Annotated in this window: 21 protein-coding genes; 18 read left to right on the forward strand and 3 right to left on the reverse strand. The window is 43.2% G+C overall.

The features are described 5' to 3' along the window. Positions 1-291: 291 nt before the first annotated feature. From pcaF to A9Z07_RS13210, 15 genes are all read left to right on the forward strand, one after another. On the forward strand, positions 292-1,500 hold the full coding sequence (gene pcaF / locus A9Z07_RS13140) for a 3-oxoadipyl-CoA thiolase (protein ID WP_069579225.1): 1,209 nt from the start codon (positions 292-294) through the stop codon (positions 1,498-1,500). Positions 1,501-1,508: 8 nt separating this feature from the next. Next, entirely contained in the window at positions 1,509-2,858 is a 1,350-nt protein-coding gene (locus tag A9Z07_RS13145) for a 3-carboxy-cis,cis-muconate cycloisomerase (RefSeq protein ID WP_069579227.1), read from the forward strand. Between the two features lie 4 nt (positions 2,859-2,862). Further along, positions 2,863-3,648, forward strand: a complete 786-nt coding sequence (gene pcaD, locus A9Z07_RS13150; RefSeq protein ID WP_069579229.1) for a 3-oxoadipate enol-lactonase — start codon at positions 2,863-2,865, stop codon at positions 3,646-3,648. Positions 3,649-3,689: 41 nt separating this feature from the next. Next, entirely contained in the window at positions 3,690-5,042 is a 1,353-nt protein-coding gene (locus tag A9Z07_RS13155; protein WP_004772814.1) for an MFS transporter, read from the forward strand. Between the two features lie 32 nt (positions 5,043-5,074). Next, the gene (gene pcaC / locus A9Z07_RS13160; RefSeq protein ID WP_004772813.1) at positions 5,075-5,488 is read left to right on the forward strand and encodes a 4-carboxymuconolactone decarboxylase; all 414 of its coding nucleotides are present in this window, start codon (positions 5,075-5,077) and stop codon (positions 5,486-5,488) included. 10 nt (positions 5,489-5,498) lie between these two features. Further along, a complete protein-coding gene (gene pcaH / locus A9Z07_RS13165) occupies positions 5,499-6,224 on the forward strand; it encodes a protocatechuate 3,4-dioxygenase subunit beta (RefSeq protein ID WP_004772812.1) in 726 nt (241 codons plus the stop codon). A 12-nt stretch (positions 6,225-6,236) separates the two neighbouring features. After that, positions 6,237-6,866, forward strand: a complete 630-nt coding sequence (gene pcaG, locus A9Z07_RS13170) for a protocatechuate 3,4-dioxygenase subunit alpha (RefSeq protein ID WP_005258202.1) — start codon at positions 6,237-6,239, stop codon at positions 6,864-6,866. Positions 6,867-7,180: 314 nt separating this feature from the next. Next, positions 7,181-8,020 carry a type I 3-dehydroquinate dehydratase gene (gene aroD, locus A9Z07_RS13175; protein WP_069579232.1) on the forward strand — a complete coding sequence of 280 codons (840 nt, stop codon included), beginning with the start codon at positions 7,181-7,183 and terminating at the stop codon, positions 8,018-8,020. Between the two features lie 20 nt (positions 8,021-8,040). Beyond that, the gene (locus tag A9Z07_RS13180; RefSeq protein WP_069579234.1) at positions 8,041-9,501 is read left to right on the forward strand and encodes a right-handed parallel beta-helix repeat-containing protein; all 1,461 of its coding nucleotides are present in this window, start codon (positions 8,041-8,043) and stop codon (positions 9,499-9,501) included. An 18-nt stretch (positions 9,502-9,519) separates the two neighbouring features. Next, complete coding sequence (locus tag A9Z07_RS13185) at positions 9,520-10,848, forward strand: carbohydrate porin (RefSeq protein ID WP_069579236.1); 1,329 nt, start codon at positions 9,520-9,522, stop codon at positions 10,846-10,848. Between the two features lie 16 nt (positions 10,849-10,864). Beyond that, complete coding sequence (locus A9Z07_RS13190; protein ID WP_069579237.1) at positions 10,865-13,288, forward strand: glucose/quinate/shikimate family membrane-bound PQQ-dependent dehydrogenase; 2,424 nt, start codon at positions 10,865-10,867, stop codon at positions 13,286-13,288. 184 nt (positions 13,289-13,472) lie between these two features. Next, complete coding sequence (gene uraD / locus A9Z07_RS13195) at positions 13,473-13,973, forward strand: 2-oxo-4-hydroxy-4-carboxy-5-ureidoimidazoline decarboxylase (RefSeq protein WP_069579239.1); 501 nt, start codon at positions 13,473-13,475, stop codon at positions 13,971-13,973. Continuing rightward, positions 13,973-14,308, forward strand: coding sequence for a hydroxyisourate hydrolase (gene uraH / locus A9Z07_RS13200; protein ID WP_047428280.1), 336 nt, complete (start codon positions 13,973-13,975; stop codon positions 14,306-14,308). The genes uraD and uraH overlap by 1 nt, the downstream gene beginning before the upstream one ends. Before the next feature lie 49 nt (positions 14,309-14,357). Beyond that, positions 14,358-15,731: a nucleobase:cation symporter-2 family protein gene (locus tag A9Z07_RS13205; RefSeq protein ID WP_047428279.1), complete on the forward strand. Its 1,374-nt coding sequence runs from the start codon at positions 14,358-14,360 to the stop codon at positions 15,729-15,731. A gap of 173 nt (positions 15,732-15,904) precedes the next feature. Continuing rightward, positions 15,905-17,188 (forward strand): hypothetical protein, encoded by a 1,284-nt coding sequence (locus A9Z07_RS13210; RefSeq protein ID WP_069579241.1) that lies wholly within the window; start codon positions 15,905-15,907, stop codon positions 17,186-17,188. A gap of 111 nt (positions 17,189-17,299) precedes the next feature. Here the strand turns inward: A9Z07_RS13210 and hpxO are convergent, their stop codons facing one another. Both hpxO and A9Z07_RS13220 read right to left on the reverse strand, forming a co-directional pair. Continuing rightward, a complete protein-coding gene (hpxO, locus tag A9Z07_RS13215) occupies positions 17,300-18,457 on the reverse strand; it encodes an FAD-dependent urate hydroxylase HpxO (protein WP_069579242.1) in 1,158 nt (385 codons plus the stop codon). Between the two features lie 207 nt (positions 18,458-18,664). Continuing rightward, the gene (locus tag A9Z07_RS13220; RefSeq protein ID WP_069579244.1) at positions 18,665-19,375 is read right to left on the reverse strand and encodes a FadR/GntR family transcriptional regulator; all 711 of its coding nucleotides are present in this window, start codon (positions 19,373-19,375) and stop codon (positions 18,665-18,667) included. 162 nt (positions 19,376-19,537) lie between these two features. On the opposite strand from A9Z07_RS13220, the gene alc reads away from it, so the two are divergent. From alc to A9Z07_RS13235, 3 genes are all read left to right on the forward strand, one after another. Further along, positions 19,538-20,542, forward strand: coding sequence for an allantoicase (alc, locus tag A9Z07_RS13225; protein ID WP_069579246.1), 1,005 nt, complete (start codon positions 19,538-19,540; stop codon positions 20,540-20,542). 66 nt (positions 20,543-20,608) lie between these two features. Then, positions 20,609-21,145 (forward strand): ureidoglycolate lyase, encoded by a 537-nt coding sequence (locus tag A9Z07_RS13230; RefSeq protein ID WP_069579300.1) that lies wholly within the window; start codon positions 20,609-20,611, stop codon positions 21,143-21,145. 139 nt (positions 21,146-21,284) lie between these two features. Continuing rightward, a complete protein-coding gene (locus A9Z07_RS13235) occupies positions 21,285-22,067 on the forward strand; it encodes a hypothetical protein (protein ID WP_069579248.1) in 783 nt (260 codons plus the stop codon). Positions 22,068-22,141: 74 nt separating this feature from the next. Here A9Z07_RS13235 and A9Z07_RS13240 read toward each other — a convergent pair whose 3' ends face one another. Continuing rightward, the gene (locus tag A9Z07_RS13240; RefSeq protein WP_069579249.1) at positions 22,142-23,155 is read right to left on the reverse strand and encodes an isopenicillin N synthase family dioxygenase; all 1,014 of its coding nucleotides are present in this window, start codon (positions 23,153-23,155) and stop codon (positions 22,142-22,144) included. Between the last annotated feature and the right edge of the window lie 90 nt (positions 23,156-23,245).

The raw sequence follows: 23,245 nt of genomic DNA on the forward strand, positions 1-23,245 counted from the left end.
CAGGCGTTGACGGGTGCTCAATTGATTGATGCGACTCAAGGATAATGTTTACACAGCCAATCATTACGGGTTAAAGCAGAGACTTTTTGTATAGGCATTGCCTTACTTTTTAAGGATAAAAAGTAACAAAAATCCTTTGTTGGACTGATGGTATATCCATATACCACAGTCCAACGAGCGGCATCCATGCCGCCGCCGCGAAACGAGGCATTGCCTACGCAAAGGAAGAATGACTAAACCCGTAATTTGTGGCAGTGATCACAACAGATTTAGAAATGGAAATGTAAGAATATGAAAAACGCTTATATCATCGATGCCATCCGTACTCCATTTGGTCGTTATGCAGGTGGTCTTGCACCTGTACGTGCAGATGACCTAGGAGCTATTCCACTTCAGGCATTGATGCAACGCAACCCAAGTGTCGATTGGCAACAAGTGGATGATGTGATCTATGGTTGTGCCAATCAGGCGGGTGAAGATAACCGTAATGTTGGACGTATGTCAGCATTATTGGCAGGCTTACCTTATCAAGTGCCTGCAACCACAGTGAACCGTTTATGTGGTTCATCACTGGATGCCATTGCCATGGCTGCCCGTGCCATTAAAGCCAACGAAGCTGACTTGATTATTGCGGGCGGTGTGGAAAGTATGAGCCGTGCGCCTTATGTGATGGGAAAATCTGACAGTGCATTTGGACGTAGCCAAAAGATTGAAGACACGACTATGGGATGGCGTTTTATCAATCCAAAGCTCAAAGAAATGTATGGCGTAGACACCATGCCACAAACCGCAGAAAACGTGGCAGAACAGTTCAACATTAACCGTGCCGATCAAGATCAGTTTGCCCTCAATAGCCAGCAACGTACTGCAACCGCACAAGCCAAAGGCTTCTTTGCTCGTGAAATCATCCCTGTGACCATTCCACAGCGTAAGGGCGATGCTCTTGTGGTGGATCATGATGAGCATCCACGTGCATCAACCACTTTAGAAGCTTTAACCAAACTTAAAGGTGTGGTCAAAGCAGAAGGCACGGTGACAGCAGGTAATGCTTCTGGAATTAATGATGGTGCTGCTGCGGTGTTGATTGCTTCTGATGAAGCGGTGGAAAAATATCAACTCAAACCACGTGCCAAAATTATTGCAGCCACCACAGTGGGTGTTGAACCTCGCATTATGGGTTTTGCACCTGCACCTGCGATCAAGAAACTACTTAAACAAGCCAATCTCTCTTTAGCGCAGATGGATGTGATTGAGTTAAACGAAGCTTTTGCCGCACAAGCTTTGGCGGTCACCCGTGATTTAGGTTTGGCAGATGATGATGCCCGCATCAATCCAAATGGTGGTGCAATTGCCCTAGGTCATCCATTGGGTGCTTCAGGTGCGCGTCTGGTGACCACAGCTTTAAACCAGCTTGAACAAATCAAGGGTGAATATGCCTTGTGTTCGATGTGTATCGGTGTCGGTCAAGGCATTGCATTGATTATTCAACGTGTTGAGTGAGGTCTGCTATGAGCCAGTTATACGCCAGCTTATTTTATCAGCCTGATGTCACTGCAATTTTTAGTGATCATGCTTTATTGGGATATATGGTGCAGGCCGAAGTTGCTTTAGCTAAAGCTCAGGCACAGGTCAACGTCATTCCTGCTTCAGCGGCAATCATCATTGAACAGGTTGGTCAAAATGTTGTAGCGCAAATCGATATGGATGCTTTGGCTACAGCAACGGGCTTGGCTGGCAATATTGCAATTCCATTTGTAAAGCAATTTACCGCCTTGGTGAAACAGCAGGATGAAGATGCATCCCGCTATGTGCATTGGGGTGCGACTAGTCAGGATATTATTGATACAGCAACGATTTTGCAGTGTCGTGATGCATTGGCGTTAATCGAACAGCAAGTGCAACAGGCATATCAGCTGAGCTTAAAGCAAGCACAGCAATATCGTGATCAGGTCATGATTGGGCGTACTTGGCTACAGCAAGCTTTACCCATTACGTTAGGTCATAAATTTGCCCGTTGGGCAGATGCTTTTAAGCGTGATCTTGATCGTCTGCATGCAATGAAAGAACGCGTATTGACTGCACAACTCGGTGGCGCAGCAGGCTCATTGGCATCTTTACAAGACCAAGGTTCGGCTGTGGTTCAGGCTTTTGCCGCGCAACTCAATTTAACAGTTCCAGCATGCACATGGCATGGTGAGCGTGACCGAATGGTTGAGATTGCCAGTACGCTTGCTTTGATTGTTGGAAATGTTGGCAAGATCGCGAAAGACTGGTCACTGCTGATGCAAACCGAAATCGCAGAAGTTTTTGAACCAGCAGCAAAAGGGCGTGGTGGATCATCGACCATGCCACATAAGCGTAATCCTGTGGCAGCAGCTTCAATTCTTGCTGCAGCCAATCGTGTGCCAGCCTTAATGGCAAGTGTTTATCAAAGCATGGTGCAAGAGCATGAACGTGCTTTAGGAGCATGGCATGCGGAATGGCTTGCGATTCCAGAAATTTTCCAGCTATGTGCAGGTGCTTTAGAACGAAGCAGTGAAGTGCTTGAGCACATGCAGGTCAACGTAGACGCGATGCAACGTAATCTTGAATGTACACATGGCCTCATCATGGCGGAGGCTGTGATGATGGCGCTTGCACCAAAACTTGGACGGTTGAATGCACACCATCTGGTTGAGCAGGCTTGCCAGCAAGCGGTTGCCCAGCACCAGCATTTAAAAACCGTGTTATCCAACATGGAGCAAGTGAATGTCCATTTCAATGATCAGGCATTAGATGATCTGTTCAATCCTGCATCTTACCTAGGCAATATTCAGGCACAAATCGATGCAGTACTACATGCAGCACAAGGAGAGTAAGCACATGGTCACTCATATCAATAATCGTCAGGGACATCCGCTGGCTGTTCAGGTTCAAGGGCGCAAAGATGCACCTGTGATCATGTTCTCTAACTCTTTGGGAACCGATCATGGTATGTGGCAGGCGCAAGTGACAGCTTTGGCTGAGCACTATCAGGTCATTACCTATGACACACGCGGACATGGTACCAGCACTGTGATTGCTGATACGACCTTGCAAAATCTGGCTGAAGATGTCGTGGATATTCTTGATGCTTTAGCCGTTGAAAAAGTACATTTTTGTGGCATTTCGATGGGCGGAATCACTGCTTTGGCTTTGGCAATTGATCACGCTGAACGTTTTCACAGCATTACTGTTGCAAACTCGGCAGCAAAAATCGGAAACGCTGAGGCATGGAATACCCGTGCGGATAGCGTAGAGCAAAACGGTTTAGCTGAACTTGTGAAAACCACGCATACCCGTTGGTTTAGCGAACATTTTGATTATGCGCACGATGTGCTGGCGCAAAAAACCATTCAGAGTCTGGCTGTGACACCTGCACAAGGCTATGCCAATGCATGCCGTGCCTTAGCCGATGCCGATGTTCGGGAGCAACTCGGTCAGATTCAGCTTCCAACTTTAATTATCGCAGGGCAATACGACCCGATTACAACGGTGCAGGATGCAGAGTTTATGCATCAACACATTGCAAACAGTCAGCTTGAAATCTTGGCAGCTTCTCATTTGTCCAATATTGAACAGCCACAAGTGTTCAAACAGGCATTGTCCAAGTTTATTCAAAACATATAACCGCAAGGGTTAGAAAGGAATTCGCCTACAAGGAGGCAGTTATGGCACAGGAATTTGCTGCATCGAAAAATAGCGTAGATGCACAAGCATTAATTGATAATGCGCCAATTAGTAAATATCAGTGGATGATCGCAATTGTTTGTTTTCTCATTGTATTTGTTGACGGTATTGATACCGCTGCAATGGGATTTATTGCACCTGCATTGACTCAGGACTGGGGCATTGACCGTTCCCAGCTTGGGCCAGTAATGAGTGCGGCATTGGGTGGCATGATCATTGGTGCGCTGGTTTCGGGTCCAACAGCTGACCGTTTCGGGCGCAAGATTGTTTTAACCGTTGCAATGTTGATTTTTGGTGGTTTTACCTTGGCATCTGCTTATGCTGACAACCTGAATCAATTGGTCGTATTACGTTTTTTAACGGGGATCGGTCTTGGTGCGGCGATGCCGAATGCAGCGACTTTATTCTCTGAATATTGCCCGACACGGGTACGTTCATTGATGGTGACCTGTATGTTCTGTGGTTATAACCTCGGTATGGCGACAGGTGGTTTTATCAGTAGCTGGTTGATTCCAGCATTTGGATGGCACAGCTTATTTTTATTGGGTGGCTGGACGCCTTTGATTCTAATGGTTCTGGTGATTTTGTTCTTGCCTGAGTCTTATCGTTTTCTGATTGTCAAAGGTCGAGATTCAGCAAAAATTCGCACCATCTTAACCCATATTTCGCCTGAAAAAGCACAGGCTGCTGAGAGCTTCCATATCCCGGAAGAAAAATCTGCTGTGGCAGAAAAGAAAAATGTGTTTGGCATGCTGTTCTCTAAACAATATGCCAAAGGTACGGTTTTATTGTGGACCACTTATTTCATGGGTTTAGTGGTGGTTTACCTGCTCACCAGCTGGTTACCAACCTTGATGCGTGAGACTGGTGCAACCATGGAACGCGCGGCGTTCATCGGCGGCTTGTTCCAGTTTGGCGGGGTGCTCAGTGCCTTATTCATTGGCTGGGCAATGGATCGTTTCAATCCAAACCGCATTATTTCAGGTTTCTATTTTCTCGCTGGTCTGTTTGCAATTGCGGTTGGGCAAAGCCTCAGCAATCCAACGTTATTGGCGATCCTTGTGTTATGTGCAGGCGTTGCGATTAACGGAGCGCAATCTTCAATGCCGGCATTAAGCGCTCGTTTCTATCCAACGCAATGTCGTGCAACAGGTGTGGCATGGATGACAGGTATTGGCCGTTTTGGTGCCGTATTTGGTGCATGGATTGGCGCAGTGCTATTGGGTAATGACTGGTCATTTACCGCCATTCTCAGCTTGTTGATGATTCCTGCTACGGCAGCAGCCATCGCAATTTTTGTTAAATCTCTAGTTGCTCATACCGATGCAACCTAAGGCTCATATTTTCAAGATGAGGAGCAACGTTCATGAATGATGAACAACGTTATCAGCAAGGACTAAAAGTCCGTACCGAAGTACTGGGTGAAAAACATGTCGGCCGCTCTTTAGCGAACCTTAATGATTTCAATCAGGATTTCCAGAATTTTATTAGTCGTTTTGCATGGGGTGAAGTGTGGTCGCGTGAAGGCTTGCCACGTCATACCCGTAGTCTGGTCACGATTGCCATCTTATTGGCATTGGGCCGTGAAGACGAACTTAGAATGCATTTACGTGCCTGCTTCAACAACGGTGTCACTAAGGATGAACTGAAAGAACTGATTTTACATAGTTCTTTATATGCAGGTTTGCCAGCAGCAAATGCGGCGATGCATATGGCAGAAGAAGTCTTTAAAGAACTTGGCATCGATGTGCAACCAGTTGCGGCACAACCACAGGATTAAGGAGACAGGCATGTTAAAGCATACATTAGGTGCATACCCACAACGTAATACTGATGATCATCCGCCAGCATATACACCTGGTTATAAGACCAGTGTATTACGCTCGCCAAAGAATGCATTGATTTCTATTAATGAGACGTTGACTGAAGTCACTTCACCGCATTTTTCACCGAATATCTTTGGCCCTAAAGATAATGATCTGATCTTGAACTATGCCAAAGAAGGTCTACCTGTTGGTGAACGTATCATTGTGCATGGTTATGTACGTGATCAGTTTGGCCGCCCTGTAAAAAATGCCTTGCTTGAAGTATGGCAAGCTAATGCATCAGGTCGTTATCGTCATCCGAATGACAAATTCATTGGTGCGATGGATCCTAACTTTGGTGGCTGTGGTCGTACTTTAACCGATGAAAATGGTTTTTATATTTTCCGTACCATCAAACCGGGCCCATATCCGTGGCGTAACCGTATTAATGAATGGCGTCCAGCGCATATTCATTTCTCCCTACTTGCAGATGGTTGGGCACAGCGTCTGATTTCGCAGTTCTATTTTGAAGGCGATACCTTGATTGATACTTGCCCGATTTTGAAAACTATTCCGTCGGAAGATCAGCGTCGTGCCTTGATCGCACTGGAAGATAAAAACAACTTTATCGAAGCAGATAGTCGTTGTTACCGCTTTGATATTCATCTTCGTGGTCGTCGTGCGACTTATTTTGAAAATGATTTGACTTAAGGGAGACATACGATGAATGCATGGAATTTTCAGGAATTAAAGGAAACCCCATCACAAACAGGTGGTCCTTATGTTCATATCGGTTTATTACCGCAACAAGCCAATATTGAAGTATTTGAGCATAACTTTGATAACCAGTTAGTCAACGAGCAAACTCAAGGACAACGTATTCGTCTCGAAGGTCAGGTGTTTGATGGTCTTGGTTTGCCATTAAGAGATGTATTACTGGAAATCTGGCAGGCGGATGCAAATGGTGTTTATCCAAGTCAGGCGGATACTCAAGGTAAAACTGCCGATCCACATTTTCTTGGATGGGGGCGTACAGGTGCCAATTTTGAAACAGGTTTCTGGAGCTTTAATACGGTAAAACCGGGCGCTGTTGCTGGGCGTAAAGGTTCAATTCAGGCGCCGCATATCGCAGTAGCTGTGTTTGCGCGCGGCATCAATATTGGTTTACACACCCGTGTTTATTTTGAAGATGAAGTGGATGCCAATGCCAATGATCCAGTGCTAAACAGCATTGAATGGGCAGTACGTCGTCAGACTTTAATCGCCAAACGCAGTGAAGTGGATGGTGAGGTGGTTTATCGCTTTGATATTCGTATTCAAGGTGATGATGAAACCGTGTTCTTTGATATTTAAAGGTTAAGGCTCACAACGGAGTCTTATTAAGTTCTCATCTTATTTTAGGATAAGCCGTCGGCTCGACCTACTTTTCTTTCGGGAAAAGTAGGCAAAACCATTGTCATCCGCAAAACTCGTTCAAGACCAGCAAGTCTCAAAACTATCGCAGAAATGGCATTTTATTGATGTGGTCCTGACTCAGACAGTTGCGGATGACGTTTCCGAGTATCAGACAAGTATTTATCTCGAAATGATATTGAAGCGATCAACACGACATATTCTTAACTTTCCTTAATCTAAATAAGGAACATATTAAAAAAGGAAAAATATTCATGGATATGAAAATATTGACAGCGTTAATGCTGCTTGTTAGCCCTCTATTGATGGTTCAAAGCGTACAAGCACAGGACAATCTACACAAACAGGTTGAATTATCTGAACTGGCAAAACTGCCTGTGAAAACTATTGTACCAATTACAGCCAAAACCAAAGAGCAGGCGATTGCACAGGCAAAAGTGATTGCCGCCAATGCTGATGCGGATCTAGCTGAATTTCGGATTGATTTACTGAGCTTTGCCAGTGATAGCAAGCAAGTGATTGCCTTGGGACATGAGTTAAAACAGATTCTCGGTACTAAGCCGATGATTGCTACCATTCGTACTCATAATGAAGGCGGGCAACTGACCATTAGTGATGCAGATTATGGCAAGACCTATCAGGCTTATTTACAGCAGCCATTTATGGATATGCTGGATGTGGAAATGTTCCGCGATCAGCAAATTGTGAAGAATACGGTCAAATTAGCACATGCGAAAAAAGTGCTGATTGTAATGTCGAATCATGATTTTAAAAAAACACCCGCTGAGGCTGAAATCATTAAACGCTTGCTTAAGCAAGATGAGTTAGGGGCAGATATTCTTAAAATCGCAGTCATGCCACAAAGCAAACAGGATGTATTTACCCTCATGAATGCGACATTGAAAGTCAGTCAGCAATCTAAAAAGCCATTACTCACCATGTCGATGGGTAAACTTGGGACGATTTCCCGCATTGCGACGGCCAATATGGGCGGCAGCTTCAGTTTTGGCATGATTGGTGAAGCTTCGGCGCCGGGTCAGATTGACGTAACGCAACTGAAACAGTTTTTAAAAACGGTTCAACCTACACAATAATTTAAAAAGGATTTTTAGACATGAAAGCAATTTACTTACGTTTAAGCACTTTAGCTGTGGCGATGGCGGTTTCGGGAATGGCAGCAGCAGAAACTTATGTTGTTGATCGTTATCAGGATGATAAAGATAAAGGTTCTTTGCGTTGGGCAATTGAACAAGCCAATAGCAAGCCGACTGAAGCCAGCGAGATTCTGATTCAGGCAGTAGGCAAAGCGCCTTATGCCATTAAGGTCAACAGTCCATTACCTGAGATCAAAGCGCCTGTAAAAATCATTGGGACGCAATGGGCAAAAACAGGTGAGTTTATTGCAGTCGATGGATCGAATTATATTAAAGGAACTGGTGTTGAAGCCTGTCCTGGTGCGGTTGAAGGGCAGTTCGGGACTAATGTCCGTACCACAACTTTGCCTGGTATTGTATTGCGCGATATCAATGGTGTAACCATTCAAGGGCTGGAAATCCGCCATTTCTGTATCGGTATTCTGATGAACCGTGCCAGTAATAACCTGATTCAAAATAACCGTATCATGCATAACTACGGCGGCGCAGGTGTGATGCTGACGGGTGATGATGGCAAAGGTAATCCAACAGCGACCACAACCAATAACAACAAAGTGCTGAATAACTATTTTCAGGACAATGGTGATGGTCTTGAGTTAACTCGTGGCGCCGCATTTAATCTGGTGGCTAACAATCATTTTATTTCAACAGCAGCAAATCCTGAACCTTCACAGGGCATTGAGATCCTGTGGGGCAATGACAATGCGGTGATCGGCAATAAATTTGAAAATTACTCAGATGGCTTACAAATCAACTGGGGTAAGCGTAACTATATTGCTTATAACGAGCTAACCAATAATTCCAACGGCTTTAACCTGACCGGTGATGGCAATATCTTTGATAGTAATAAAGTACATGGCAATCGGGTCGGCATCGCGATTCGTTCCGAGAAAGACGCGGATGCACATATTACATTGACTAAAAATCAAATCTGGAATAATGCTAAAGAGATTAAACGTTGTGAAGCAGGCGGAAGCTGCGTACCGAATCAACGTGTAGGCGCGATTGTTTTTGATGTTCCTGGACTGGAGCATGCGCATTATGTGGGTTCGCGCGGTCATGGCGTCAAGATTGATCCTGCCAACTTGCAGAAGACCTGTAAACAGGCCAATGAGCAAGGCTGTAATGCACAACCGAACCAGAATATTCAGGCACCAAAATTAACCTTGTCTAAAGGACAAATTGCAGTTGAAGTAAAAGGGCAGCCGAATCAGCGTTATCAGGTCGAGTTTTTTGGAAACTCATCGGCAAATTCAAATGAAGCAGAGTTTTATTTAGGTTCAGCGGTTGCTGCAACCAATGCACAAGGAACTGCAACGCTGACTTGGAAACCAACAGCGCAAGTTGCTTCAGTGACAGCAAATATCACTGACCGTGTAGGTGCGACATCTGAACTCAGTTCAGCTGTGAAACTGAAATAAACGGCAAGGAGGCTGAATATGAAATCGAATGCATTATTACTCAAAATGAGCTGTCTGGCAGTTGCGGTATGTGCTGCTCAAGCTAGTTTTGCGGATCAGCCGTGGTCACAGGATCGCCAATGGCTACTGGGTGACTGGAATGGCCAGCGTCAGCAACTGGAAAAAGAAGGCTATAAATTTACCGCCTCGATCATGAGTCAAAGTGCCACTAACCTGGAAGGTGGTTATGACGATAACAATACTTTTAAAAATGCAGCGCAATTGTCTTTAGGCGCCAATTTTGATTTAGAGAAAATTGCAGGCTGGAAAGATACCAGTGCCAGTCTTTTAATCACCAAACGTGATGGTAATGCGCTAACGCTAGATCGGATTAAAGATCCTCGTTCTAGTGCGCTAGGCAATTCACAGGAAATCTACGGTCGCGGCAAAATCTGGCGTTTGAGTCAGGCATGGGTGAAAAAGGGTTTTGTTGATAATACGGTGCAGTTCAAGATTGGCCGTATGGGCATGTCAGAAGATTTTAATGGCTCGCAATGCGAATTTCAGAACTTGTTACTGTGTGGCGGTCAGCTTGGAAAGTCGATTGGTTCAATCTGGTACAACTTACCTGTTGGATTATGGGGCGCCAATGTTAAATATCAATTCGCACCTGAATGGACACTGGGCGTAGGTGTCTATGAGGTCAATCCAGACAATGTTAAAACTGATGGGAATAGTGATGGTTTTAATCTGGATATGGACCACGTCAAAGGGGCGACCATTCCTGTAGAACTGGCATGGCGACCAAAACTTGCTGCCTTTAATGGCTTGTCTGGTGAATATAAAGTCGGGGCACTCTATTCAACTGCTGAAGCAAATGATATTGCGACCGTGGGCAAGGTACATGATGGTAAACATAGTTTCTGGCTCAATGCACAACAACAACTCAGCCAAAAAGGCGACGATCCAAAACGTGGTTTGTACGTCAGTTTCAATGCCGTGGTGAATGATAAAGCCACTACAGCAGTCAACAGTACCCAGCAACTGGCACTCTGGTACAAAGGGCCTTTTGATGGTCGTCCAAATGATTCAATTGGTTTTGGTATTGCCAATTACCTCGTAAATGATCGTTATAAAGATCGTCAAATTGAAATTAACCAGAGTCGTGGTTATGACCAATACGATGCGCTTGCTGCAGATTATGTACCCGTTCAGCGTGATGAGCTCAATGTTGAGCTGAATTACACCTATCAGTGGTCACCTGCGGTCATGTTAAGACCGAACCTGCAATATATTCATCAACCTGCTGGTGTTAAAGAAGTTGATGATGCATGGGTTGCAGGTTTGAGCATGCGTGTGAATTTCTAATACAGGAGTATGACAGATGTCTGAATCTTCAAGCTCGCATACCATATTGAAAATATGGTGTTTTATTTTAGGTCTGGTTTTATTGCTGACAGGGCTGTTCTTTACAGTCGGTGGCGTAAAGCTGGCGACCTTAGGCGGATCATGGTATTTCGTGATTTCAGGTGTATTAACGCTGATCGCGGCACTTTTTATTTTTAAGAAAAAAGCGCTGGGTGTCTGGTTATTTACATTGGTATTCGCGGGAACAATAGTCTGGTCGTTGTTTGATGCTGGCTTGGAGTTCTGGCCTTTATTTTCTCGACTGATGTTTCCCGCAGGCTTATTTGCGGCCCTGATGTTTACTTTACCTTCCATTCGTCGTTATCAATTTCAACCAAGTGCAGATTTACCTGCTTATGGTCTTGGAATATTGACGGTTATTGGCATGGTCATTGGCCTTTATCAGATGTTCCAGCCACATCCAACCGTGACGGCTTCTGGTGAGGCATTACCACTGATTCCTGTAAAAACGGATATGAAGCAGACCAACTGGGCGCATTATGGTCAGGATTCAGGGGGTAGCCGTTTTGCTGCATTGGATCAGATCACACGTGATAATGTGCATCAGTTGAAAGAAGTCTGGCGTTTCCGTACGGGTGATTTCACCACAGGTTCGGGAAATGGTGCAGAAGATCAGATGACGCCGCTACAAGTGGGCAATAAGATTTTTCTGTGTACGCCACATAACAACATTTTCGCGTTGGAAGTTGATTCAGGTAAACAACTCTGGAAAGCGGAAGTCAATTCCAAATCGGATGCATGGGAGCGTTGCCGTGGTGTTGCTTATTTTGACTCAACGCAAGCATTGGTTCAGCCGACTCTAGCGGGAGCGACCCCTGTAAAAGCAGTGGCAAACAATACCTCATGCCTACGTCGTGTTTATACCAATACACCAGATGGTCGCTTAATCGCAGTCAATGCAGATACGGGCGAACGTTGTAAAGACTTTGGTGTAGAAGGCACCGTTGACTTGCTCAAAGGCTTGGGTGAGGGAACCACTGCACCACGTTTTGAAGTCACTTCAGCACCAACCATTGCCGGTACGGTGATTGTGGTGGGTAGCCGTATTGCCGATAACTTTGCTGCCGATATGCCAGGTGGTGTTATTCGTGCATACGATGTCATTACAGGTGAATTACGTTGGGCTTTTGATCCTCGCAATCCTGATCCAAACTATGTGTTGAAGGATGGAGAAACCTATAAACGTAGTTCAGCAAACTCATGGGCAGCGATGTCTTATGATCCACAGATGAACACGGTATTCTTGCCAATGGGTAGCTCATCTGTCGATGTCTGGGGCGGTAATCGTCAACCACTGGATCACAAATACAACTCATCCGTTCTTGCTTTAGATGCAACTACAGGTAAGGAAAAGTGGGTTTATCAAACGGTGCATAATGACCTCTGGGATTTTGATTTGCCAATGCAGCCAAGCTTGGTGGATTTCCCAATGAAGGATGGTAGAAATAAGCCTGCTGTGGTAATTGGTACTAAATCAGGCCAGTTCTTTGTATTGGATCGCGTAACAGGTCAGCCATTAACCAAAGTGGTTGAGCAAGCGGTGAAGCCTGCGGATATTCCGGGAGAACAATACAGCCCGACACAACCACGTTCGGTAGAAATGCCACAGATTGGTAACCAGACCTTAACTGAATCTGATATGTGGGGGACCACACCATTTGATCAATTGATGTGTCGTATCAACTTCAAATCAATGCGTTATGAAGGCTTGTTTACCGCACCGGGTACGGATAAATCATTAAGTTTCCCAGGTTCTCTAGGCGGCATGAACTGGGGCAGTATTGCCTTTGATCCAAGCCATCAATATATGTTCGTCAATGACATGCGCTTAGGCCTATGGATTCAGTTGATTGAACAAACACCTGAAGATCTGGCTGTTCAAGCCAATGGAGGAGAAAAAGTCAATACGGGTATGGGCGCGGTACCGATGAAAGGAACACCGTACAAAGTCAATAAAGATCGTTTCTGGTCGAAATTGATGATCCCTTGCCAAAAACCACCGTATGGCACCATGACCGCAGTGGATATGAAAACCCGTCAGGTTGCATGGCAAGTACCAATGGGAACTGTACAGGATACTGGCCCGATGGGAATCAAAATGGGCTTGCCTGTTCCGATTGGTATGCCAACCATTGGTGGTCCAATGGCAACTCAAGGTGGTTTGGTGTTCTTTGCTGCAACTCAAGATTATTACTTGCGTGCACTAGATTCATCTTCGGGCAAAGAGCTTTGGAAATCACGCTTACCAGTGGGCAGCCAAGGTACACCAATCAGTTATGTGTCACCGAAATCAGGTAAGCAATATGTATTGATTACTGCGGGTGGCGCGCGTCAATCGCCTGATCATGGAGATTATGTGATTGCGTATAGCTTGAACTAAATCTTTATTTACCATTAAAAACATAAAACGGCAATCCTCAGTGATTGCCGTTTTTTTATTTGGATATCCAGCTCATTTTTAATAAATGCTATTGAAAGCTTCACGCATAATAATTGGCATAGTCATTGCTTAATTTAATACATCTGGTCTGACCAGTCAGACAATGCGTTAAATTGGAGCAGCGATGCAGCTAGAAACATTCAATCAACTGGACTCAGTGGAAGCAGGGCGTGTGTTACAAGCGTGTGTACATATCCCGACTTGGGGTTCTGAACTGGTACAACAACGTCCTTATCTGTCTATAGACCAGCTTTATCAAATTGCTGATGCGCAAGCCCAGACATGGTCATGGTCTGATATTGCAGAAGCTTTGGCACAACATCCGCGCATTGGTGAGAAAAAAGCAGCATCGGTATTGTCTGAAAAAGAACAGCAATTTTCTCAACGCGAACAAGCCCAAGTTGAAACGGACGCTGTCGTACAACTGGCGCTATATCAGGGCAATTTAGACTATGAGCACAAATTTGGACATATTTTCCTGATTCGCGCTGCGGGTCGTTCGGGGCAACAGATCTTGTCTGAACTACAACGTCGATTGCTCAATACGGTTGAACAAGAGCAAGCCGAAGTAAAACAACAGTTGGCTGAAATTGCCTTGATTCGTTTAAAACAGGAGATTCAATAATGGCGGGTATTAGCACACATATTTTAAATGCATCACTTGGTCAGCCAGCTCGTCAGGTATTGGTGAAATTACGTCAGGAAATCAATCATCAATATATTTTGCTGGATGAACAGTTCACGGATGCAGATGGTCGTATTCCTGCATTCAAAATCGACTCATTCATCCAAGCCAATTATCAATTGATTTTTGAAGTGGGGGATTATTTTCAGGCTTTGAACACAGACAGTTTTTATCCAAGCGTCTGTATCGATTTTAAGGTCGTGGATACGCAACAGCATTATCACGTGCCTTTATTGATCAGTCCTTTTTCATATTCAACTTATCGTGGTAGCTAAATCAACGCAAGCAATGTGGACCTTATGAATTTAATTTGAGGAATTAACCATGCATCAAGACAACACCCATCCAGAACGAGATGAACTGATCTCGGCAGAACATCAATATTTAGGCATGAATAAAAACATCTTATATGGTTTACAGCATGTGTTGACTATGTATGGTGGAATCATCGCACCGCCATTGATTATTGGAGCCGCAGCAGGTCTGGAAGCTTCAGAAATTGGATTACTGGTCGCTGCTGCCTTATTTGTAGGTGGTCTGGCGACGGTTATACAAACCATAGGTTTTAAACATTTCGGGGCAAAATTACCGATTGTACAGGGTGTTTCTTTTGCAGGCGTTGCGACCATTCTGGCTATTGTGAGTACGGGTGGAGGATTAGCATCTGCCTTTGGTGCTGTGATCGTCGCCTCTTTAATTGGTTTACTACTGACGCCATTTTTCGCAAAAATTATTCGCTTCTTTCCACCTGTAGTGACGGGTTGTGTGATTACCATGATTGGTATTTCACTGATGCCTGTTGCGATCCGCTGGATTATGGGAGGTAATCCTAAAGCTGAAAACTGGGGTGATCCAGCCAATGTTGGTTTAGCGGTGATGACGCTGGCGATTGTGATTATTTTTAGTATGTTGCGTAGCCAGATTTTACGTCGGCTCGCAATTTTGGCAGCAATTATTCTAGGGACTGTGCTTGCTTATATTGCTGGATTTACTGATTTTTCAAAGGTTGCTGCAGGTTCTATTTTTGCATTTCCTAGCTTCTTTCATTTCGGTTCTCCTGTATTCGAGTTTTCTGCCATTCTTTCCATGACAATTGTGACCTTAGTGATCATGACGGAAACTACTGCCGATATTATTGCGATTGGTGAAATTGTTGGAACTAAAGTGGATTCGAAACGTATTGGTGATGGTTTACGCGCGGATATGTTATCGAGTGCAATTTCTCCGATCTTTGGTTCATTTATGCAAACGGCTTTTGCTCAAAATGTCGGGTTGGTTGCCATTACAGGGGTGAAAAGCCGTTTTGTGGTGGCGACTGCGGGTGGCATTTTAATTATTCTGGGATTATTGCCGATCGTGGGGCGTCTGGTTGCCTCGATTCCCATGCCTGTTTTGGGCGGTGCTGGCATTGTGTTATTTGGTACAGTTGCCGCAAGTGGTATACGAACCTTAGCCAAAGTTGATTATAACGATCACAAAAATCTGATTATTGTGGCGACTTCACTGGCAATTGGCATGATTCCTATTGTCAATCAGGAGTTCTATGCACAATTCCCAACTTGGGTAAAAACCTTATTGCATTCAGGCATTAGCTCGGCTTGTATCACCGCCATTTTGCTTAACATCATTTTTAACCACTTACCATTAAGTAAAAAGTCTGTTGATGTCGCAACAGTGCCTCTAAATTCAGGGCATTGATCGAGATTGATTTGGAACTGATTTTTTAACCTAACCACACTTTTTATTCGAAAAATTTAAAAGTTGCTTATTCAACACTGAATAGGTCTAGGGGAGTTTTTGTCTTGAAAAAGCCAAAAACAGGATTTTAAAGACCTAAAGCGATTTTTAAATGAAATCTTACGGGGAATTTTATGAGAAATTTTAAATTAAAATCGGCAATGCTCATGCTCGCTATGACCTCAGCCATGCAGGCATGGGCGGCTGATACCAGTCTAAATCATCTGTTGAATCTGCAACAAGATTGTCAGGCGAGTGATGGACTGGTTGCGGCATTTGCCTGTGGAAGTGTTCATGGCGCAGTGAAATCGACCTATTACTCACTCAATAATGCTTATTTTGTGGATAATCTGAATCAGGATACGGCTGTCATCGGCGGCTATATTAAATATGAAACAGCGCCTTTTTATGGCATACAGGCAGGTGTTGGATATGACATACAACGCCGTTTAGATGAGAAAAATAAAAATGACGAAGTACCTGAACTGCAAGAGGATCGAGATGGTCTGGCAGAAGCTTATTTAAGTTGGAAGAATGATTTAGCCAGAGTGACCATTGGTAATCAGCGTCTCAATTTACCGTTTATGGGGGATTATGCAGACCGTCGTGTTTTGATGTTTTTATATCAGGCAGCCGATGTCCAGATTGGAAACAATGACGACTTCTTGCGTCTGACCAAAGTCAATAAATATAAAAGTTATGGCGAAGATGAGTTTACAAAAAGCTCTCGTCAAAACTCGAATCTGGAAACCGATGGTGTCTGGTCAGTGGGTGTCGGGAAGCGGTTCAACTTAGCCGAAGATCGAAGTCTAAAAACGCAGGTGTGGTATCAAAGTTATGATGGCTATACCCGTTTGATCTATACACAAGCTGATTTGGCAATGCCGAAGATTAAATATGCTCCTGAATTTTCACTGCAATATATTTCAGGTAAAGATCAAGGCAAAGCTTTAGCTGGTGAGGTAAATAGTCAGATTTTTGGTGCACAGACGGCAGTTAAGCTATTACCTAAGGCGACTTTAAAAGTTGCATATAACTATATTAAACCGGATCGGGAGGGGTATTTGAATGGCGCACTTTTAACGCCGTATGCTGCCAAAACCTCTTCAGGTGAAATTTTTGCTCAGCCATTTTTTACCAGTACTCAGGATTTAGGTGCGGGTAATGCCTTCATGTTGTCTTTGGAAGGCAAAGTGTCTGATCAGGTGATTGCTGGAGCGCGTTATTCATTTATGGATTTAAAGGAAGCAGAGCATGTTGCCAGCCGAAACCAATCTGAATATATGCTGTTTGGGATTTATAATTTTACAGGGGCTTTAAAAGGTTTTAGTGTCAGTAATTTTGCGGGTATCCAGACCTCTCCACGTTATGACAAGAATTTCTTACAGAACCGTTTTGCATTGACTTATAAATTCTAAGGAATCAGCTGTTCAATCAATGCATATTTCAATCGAGATATGCATTTTTTATGTCTTAAAAGTCCGTTGAAAAAAAAGCCCCCTTAATAGGGGGCGACCATTAAAAAAGTTCTAATCGAGTGGGTTACCAACGATATTGCTTATAATGCCTTGCATGATATGTGAACCTTGTTCCTGATAGAGAGACTGATACCATTCTTGGGTGACTTGAGGGTCTTTCATATGAGTGACATCGCAGCGTTTGCGCGCTCTTAAGACCATTTCCTTGGTACGATCATTACGTTTGTTTTGATAACGTGCCAATGCATCTTCCAGACCAAAGGTATTAATTTGCAGGGCACGAGCAAGATAAATCGCATCTTCCATGGCCTGACAGCCGCCTTGTCCAATATCAGGCGTGGTGCTATGCGCTGCATCGCCTAATAACACGACACGTCCTTTGTAGAAGTCCATAAACGGTTCAATATCATGGATTTCAACACGGTTGGTTTTATGTGCATCTAAACGGTCAATGAGTTTTTGTACAGGTTCACACCAACCTTTAAAATGGGCCTTTAGCTCTTGTTTGTAATAGGCACGATCATTTGTTAGCCCTGCATCTAATGGCACATCAAAAAAGAAATAGAAACGGTTTTGTGCAACAGGCATCAGCGATACGCGTTTACCTTCACCAATATAGGTTGTCCATTGCATGGCAGGTGCAATGGTTTCATCAATTTCGACCAATCCGTTCCAGTTTACATAACCTGCATAACGACGTTCGACTTGATAGCCGAGTACAAATTGTCGGGTGAGGGAATGTGTACCATCTGCACCAATCAGTAAATCAGCTTTGATTTGAGAATCATCCTGAAAATGAATGGTCACCTCATCTTGATGCGTTTCAATCGCGGTCATTTTCATGCCCAGTTTGATATCTTCCAGACCAAATTGTTGCATTAATAAGTGCTGTAGATCAGCTCGGGCAACAGGATAGGCACGTTGTCCAACTTCCTTGTATAAAGGCGACAAGCTGAATTGCGTCATGGTTTGCTGACTGTGACCATCAACATAGGCCAAAGATTCCATTTGACCGCCTAAGGCCTGAATCTGGTCGGTTAAACCTAAATAATTAAGACACTTCACGCCATTTGACCAAAGTGAAATCGCTGCACCTACAGGTAAGATCTCGGCTGCTTGTTCATAGATGGTAACTTGATGGCCAAATTTTTTTAAAGCGATACCCGCAGTTAGACCACCCATACCAGCACCAACAATTGCAATATTCATTGTTCAGATCCTAAATATTTAAAAAGTTTCTAAACAGTTCTAAGCGAGAAGTGTGCCAATTTTAATAACTGGTTTTACTGGTCATACCAGTTGTTATGCTTTATTAAAATGCATAATTATTGAGCTTGCATTGATGTGGTTCGGGACATGATGCAAAGTGGTGCAGGGTGATGATTTAAGTAATTAATTTGAGTAGTCTGGTGATCTTCAATTGTCATGTCGAGAGAAATATACGCCTGCTCGTTGTGCCGCACCAATAATATGCGCTTGCATGGCTTTTTCAGCCGCTTCTGCATCTTGTCTAAACAAGGCTTGTAGAATCAGCTCATGTTCCTGAATGGTTTTAAATGCCAGATTTGGCTGAACAAAAGGAAGAATTTGACTCTTTTTAATCCATTCGGTATGCATTTTAAGTGTTTGAATAATAGATTGATTGTGGCTCAATTCAATAATGTGCTGGTGAAAAGCATAATCTGCCTCAGAAGCTGTTGTCCAGTCTTGTTGTTTGATTGCAGCGGCAAGCAATTGGTAATGTTGCTCTAAGATCGATTTATCATTTTCAGTTAAATATTCACAAGCCAGTAGGGCACAAAAACCTTCCAGTACATAGCGTAATTGATAGAAATCTTTGAGTGAAACGCGGTGTTCACCTTCCCATTGCTCGGCAGCCTGACTATGTTTTGAAATAACATAAACGCCTTTTCCAGCCTTGATTTCCAATAATCCCAAGGCAGCAAGACGTGTTAAAGCTTCACGCAAGGAGGCCCGACTGATGCCTAACTGGACGGCAAGATCGCGTTGCGAAGGGAGTGTTGAATCGACAGGATAAGTACCTTGCTGAATGCGTTGATGAATCACTTCCACAGCTTGCTCAGTCACCTGAGATGATTTTCCATTGAGCATTGCTTGTGGACTCATAAGCCACGTACCTTATCTTTAAAATGAACAATTTGATTCTACACAAAATTTCTATTTTTGTTGTTGTTCCTGATAAAAAATCGCTATATTTTGATAACAGGTCAGACCAGTTGGACTGGTTTTTGCATAACAGAATAGAAATGAAATGTTCAGGATTGATCGATGACAGTGCATATTGCCAAAACAGTAACTTTACCGAGCCATTTTCAAGCGTTAACTAATCTTGCTGATGCCCGAATTGGTGCAACGATTGTGAGCTGTTCAGACGAGTTCTTTGCACAGGCAGAAAGAATGTTGCAAAGCACGCCAGCTCAATTTGTTGAGGGAAAATATGATGACAATGGTAAATGGATGGACGGATGGGAAACCCGACGCAAGCGTGAAGCTGGCTATGATTGGTGTATTGTCCGTCTAGGTGTGGCAGGGCTGGTATCTGGATTTGATATTGATACTTCTTTCTTTACAGGCAATTATCCAGCTTCTGCCTCTGTAGAAGGATGTTATGCACCAGACAATCAATTAGACAATATTGAATGGATACCCTTATTAGAAAATTCGGTTTTATCTCCAGACCAGCATCATTTTTTTGATTGTAGCGCACAGAAAATCACGCATATTCGCATTAACATTTTCCCTGATGGCGGGATTGCCCGTTTAAGGGTGTATGGCCGTGTGGTGGTCGAAAATGTAGATACATCCCAGCAGATCGACCTGATTGGTTTAAAAAATGGTGGGCGTATTGTGGCTTTTAGTGATGCACATTTTGGGCATCCAAATAATTTGCTCAATCCTGATCGTGGTTTAAACATGGGTGATGGCTGGGAAACTAAACGCCGTCGTGCACCTGGTTTTGATTGGTGCATTATTGCTTTGGGACAAGCTGGATCAGTTGAAAAAATTGAAGTCGATACCGCATATTTCAAAGGCAATTTCCCCGCATTTTGTTCAATACAAGCGACTTATATTGAAGATGCAACCGATGCACAACTGATTCCACAGAGTATGTTCTGGCCATTTTTATTGGAACAGCAACCTTTAACGATGGACAATATTCATGAATATCTAGCAGAAGTCATTCAGCATCAAAAAGTGAATTATATCCGAGTCAATATGATTCCTGATGGTGGAATTAGCCGGATTCGTTTATGGGGAAAAGTGGTTGAATAATTTCTCATGAGTAATCGCCTCATTGTGATTCAATGGGGCTGATAAGAAATGGCAGAGAATAAACATATGCATGAAAAAAATATTGAGATCCAACCTTTAACTCAGGACAGTTTTGCTGCTTTTGGTGAGGTCATTGAAAAGAGCGGCAAAGACTTTATCCCGATTAATCAGGGACTCACTGAGCGTTATCACGCCTTATCACTGGCGCAAATTTCAGGTGATCATGTTGCTGTTGGGATGAGCATTTTTCATAATTTGTTTGCAACATCAATTCCATTCCAAATTGAGATGTTAGAACGGCATCCGTATGGTTCGCAGTCTTTTATTCCTTTACAGCAGCAGAAATTTATTATTGTTGTGGCGTTACCATTTGACAAAACACGACCTGATGAACAGCTAATTTATGCTTTTATCAGCAATGGACAGCAGGGAATTACCTATCATCAAGGGGTATGGCACCATCCTTTAATTACCTTAGAAGCAAACAGTGATTTTTTAGTGCTAGATCGGATTGGTGGCGGCAGTAATTGCGATGTGCATCATTTATCTCAACCTTTATGGATTACTGAAGCTTTAGCTCAGTCAGAGATCATCAATCTCTGACTGTATATTGAAAAATATATTGACACTAAAATATTGGAAGGTGATTCATTTTAATTTAGAATCCTCAAGCATATTAATATTCGAATCTTTTTTTAATTAAGATTTTTTGTATATAACCTAAATATTTATTTCTTTTTTTATGTCAACAAAACGCTATGTAGCAAGAGAATTGCTTGAACAGCATACAAAGCAAAAGAAGCAAGAAAAATTAGAACAAAGGCGTTTGGTGCTTGAACAACAAGCTAAAGAAAAAAGACAAACGAAAATACATACCACACTTTTGATTATTGTATTCGTTTTACCACTCTTTTTATTTCCAGCATATCCACGCAATCAGTGGCAGTATGAGATTTATCGTTATATCACAGAGCAGATGTTGATTACGGTGGGGACTAAAGGGCCATTGCCATTTTTTACTATTCTTTCAAGTATTTATTGTACTGTTTTAGCCTTTGTTTTGGGTTGTTACATGTGCCTGTTATTTATTCAGAAAGTAGGCGTGAACAAAGCGTTTCAGGAAAAAATTTATCGTAAATTCTTTCAAGCTGAGTTTGAGGCATCGAAGAAATACCCGTGGCTGGAGAAGCCACTGATTAAAAAAACAATTGTTTCAGGGATATTTTTATTCTGCTTTATCATGGGGATGAGTCATTTTCTTTTAGAGAATATCTCCTTTCAGGATGGTAGTCGTAGAGGTGCACTTATCCAGTTCGGTTATAATTATCGGATCGGTGTACTTTTTTGGGAAAGTACCTTTAGTGTCTTTACCATATTCCCGTTTTTTTATTTTGGTTTTTTATTTATTTATCTTTTTAATTATTTCTTCCGAGGTTTAGGCACTGGAAAAATCATTATCCCTCAAAAAAGACCCAAGAAAAGAAATCTGAAGAGATCGCACAAAAGACCGCAAACACCACCATAGATGATAAAAATAAATAGACTAAAGCTGAAATAACAGACAGAGACGATCTATCTCTGTCTGCAAAGAATAGAGGATTAATATTTACCTTTGAAGTTGGCGCTGATGCGTTGTTTTAAATATTCTTTCGCCGTGATTGCAGGATATTTCTTTTGTGGGCTTTCAATGATCACATCTTCATTGGCTTGGCAGAAGAATGCCAAACTATAACGCGGCCCTTGATATTCATTGGCTTCTGGGTTTTTAACACGGTGGAAATTAGAAGGTAACTGGTCATCACTCCAACGCATCAGCATATCGCCAATATTACAGGTAATCACATGGTCGAGTGGTTCAATACTGGTCCATTGCTGTTGTTCCATATCCTTGCCAGGACAGACTTGCAAACCACCTTGTCCTTGACGTTGGAACAGCAGGGTTAAACAGTCAAAATCGGTATGTGCACCCGCACGCCATAGTCCCAATTGATCTTTAAGCGCTGGATCAATTGCGTAGTAATGTAGCATTCTTAAGGTACTTTGATAGCTGTCCTGCTCAGGATCATGCGCCAGTGCAAAGAAGTTATCGGCAAAACCCAGTTTATAAGCAAAGCAGGACAGTATTTTCATACCGACTTGCCAGCATGCCTGTTCAAATTCCAGCATGGTCTTTTTAAAGTTCGGTAATTCCTGCTCACTTGGGTAAAGTCCTTCCATCCGGGGACGAGTGATTTGGTAGGATTCTTTTTGATCTGGCGTACTGGTCGAAGGACGAACTTGTGCCTTACTTTCCCAACCCGCATTGCGATTCAGTGGATAACGCGCTTTGACAGGTTCGGGCAAAGCAAAAAACTGCTGTGTCATCTCGAAAGCTGTTTGAATCTGTTCCAATGGGATACCATGATTTGCGACCTGAAAAAAACCGATATCCGTTGCTGCTGCCCAAAGCTGTTCTGCAATCTCATACTTTCGTTGTTCAAAGTTGGATAAATCAATCACCCGAACTTCACGTTCAAAGGTTTCTTGTCCCAAAGCACCCATACGGGCTTCTTTTTGTAGTTCTTCTAAGCTGTAGTCATTTTCAGCGATTGGAGTCATGTTAGCGCTATTCATATTTCAACCTCATCTTTTGGATAAACCGTGACCCAATCCAATGCATTGAAAGAGACGGGGTCACATTCAAAAAAGAGCCGCACTTTCTTC

This window comes from Acinetobacter sp. YK3 (assembly GCF_001729365.1).
In the GTDB taxonomy this organism is placed as follows: Bacteria; Pseudomonadota; Gammaproteobacteria; order Pseudomonadales; family Moraxellaceae; genus Acinetobacter; species Acinetobacter vivianii.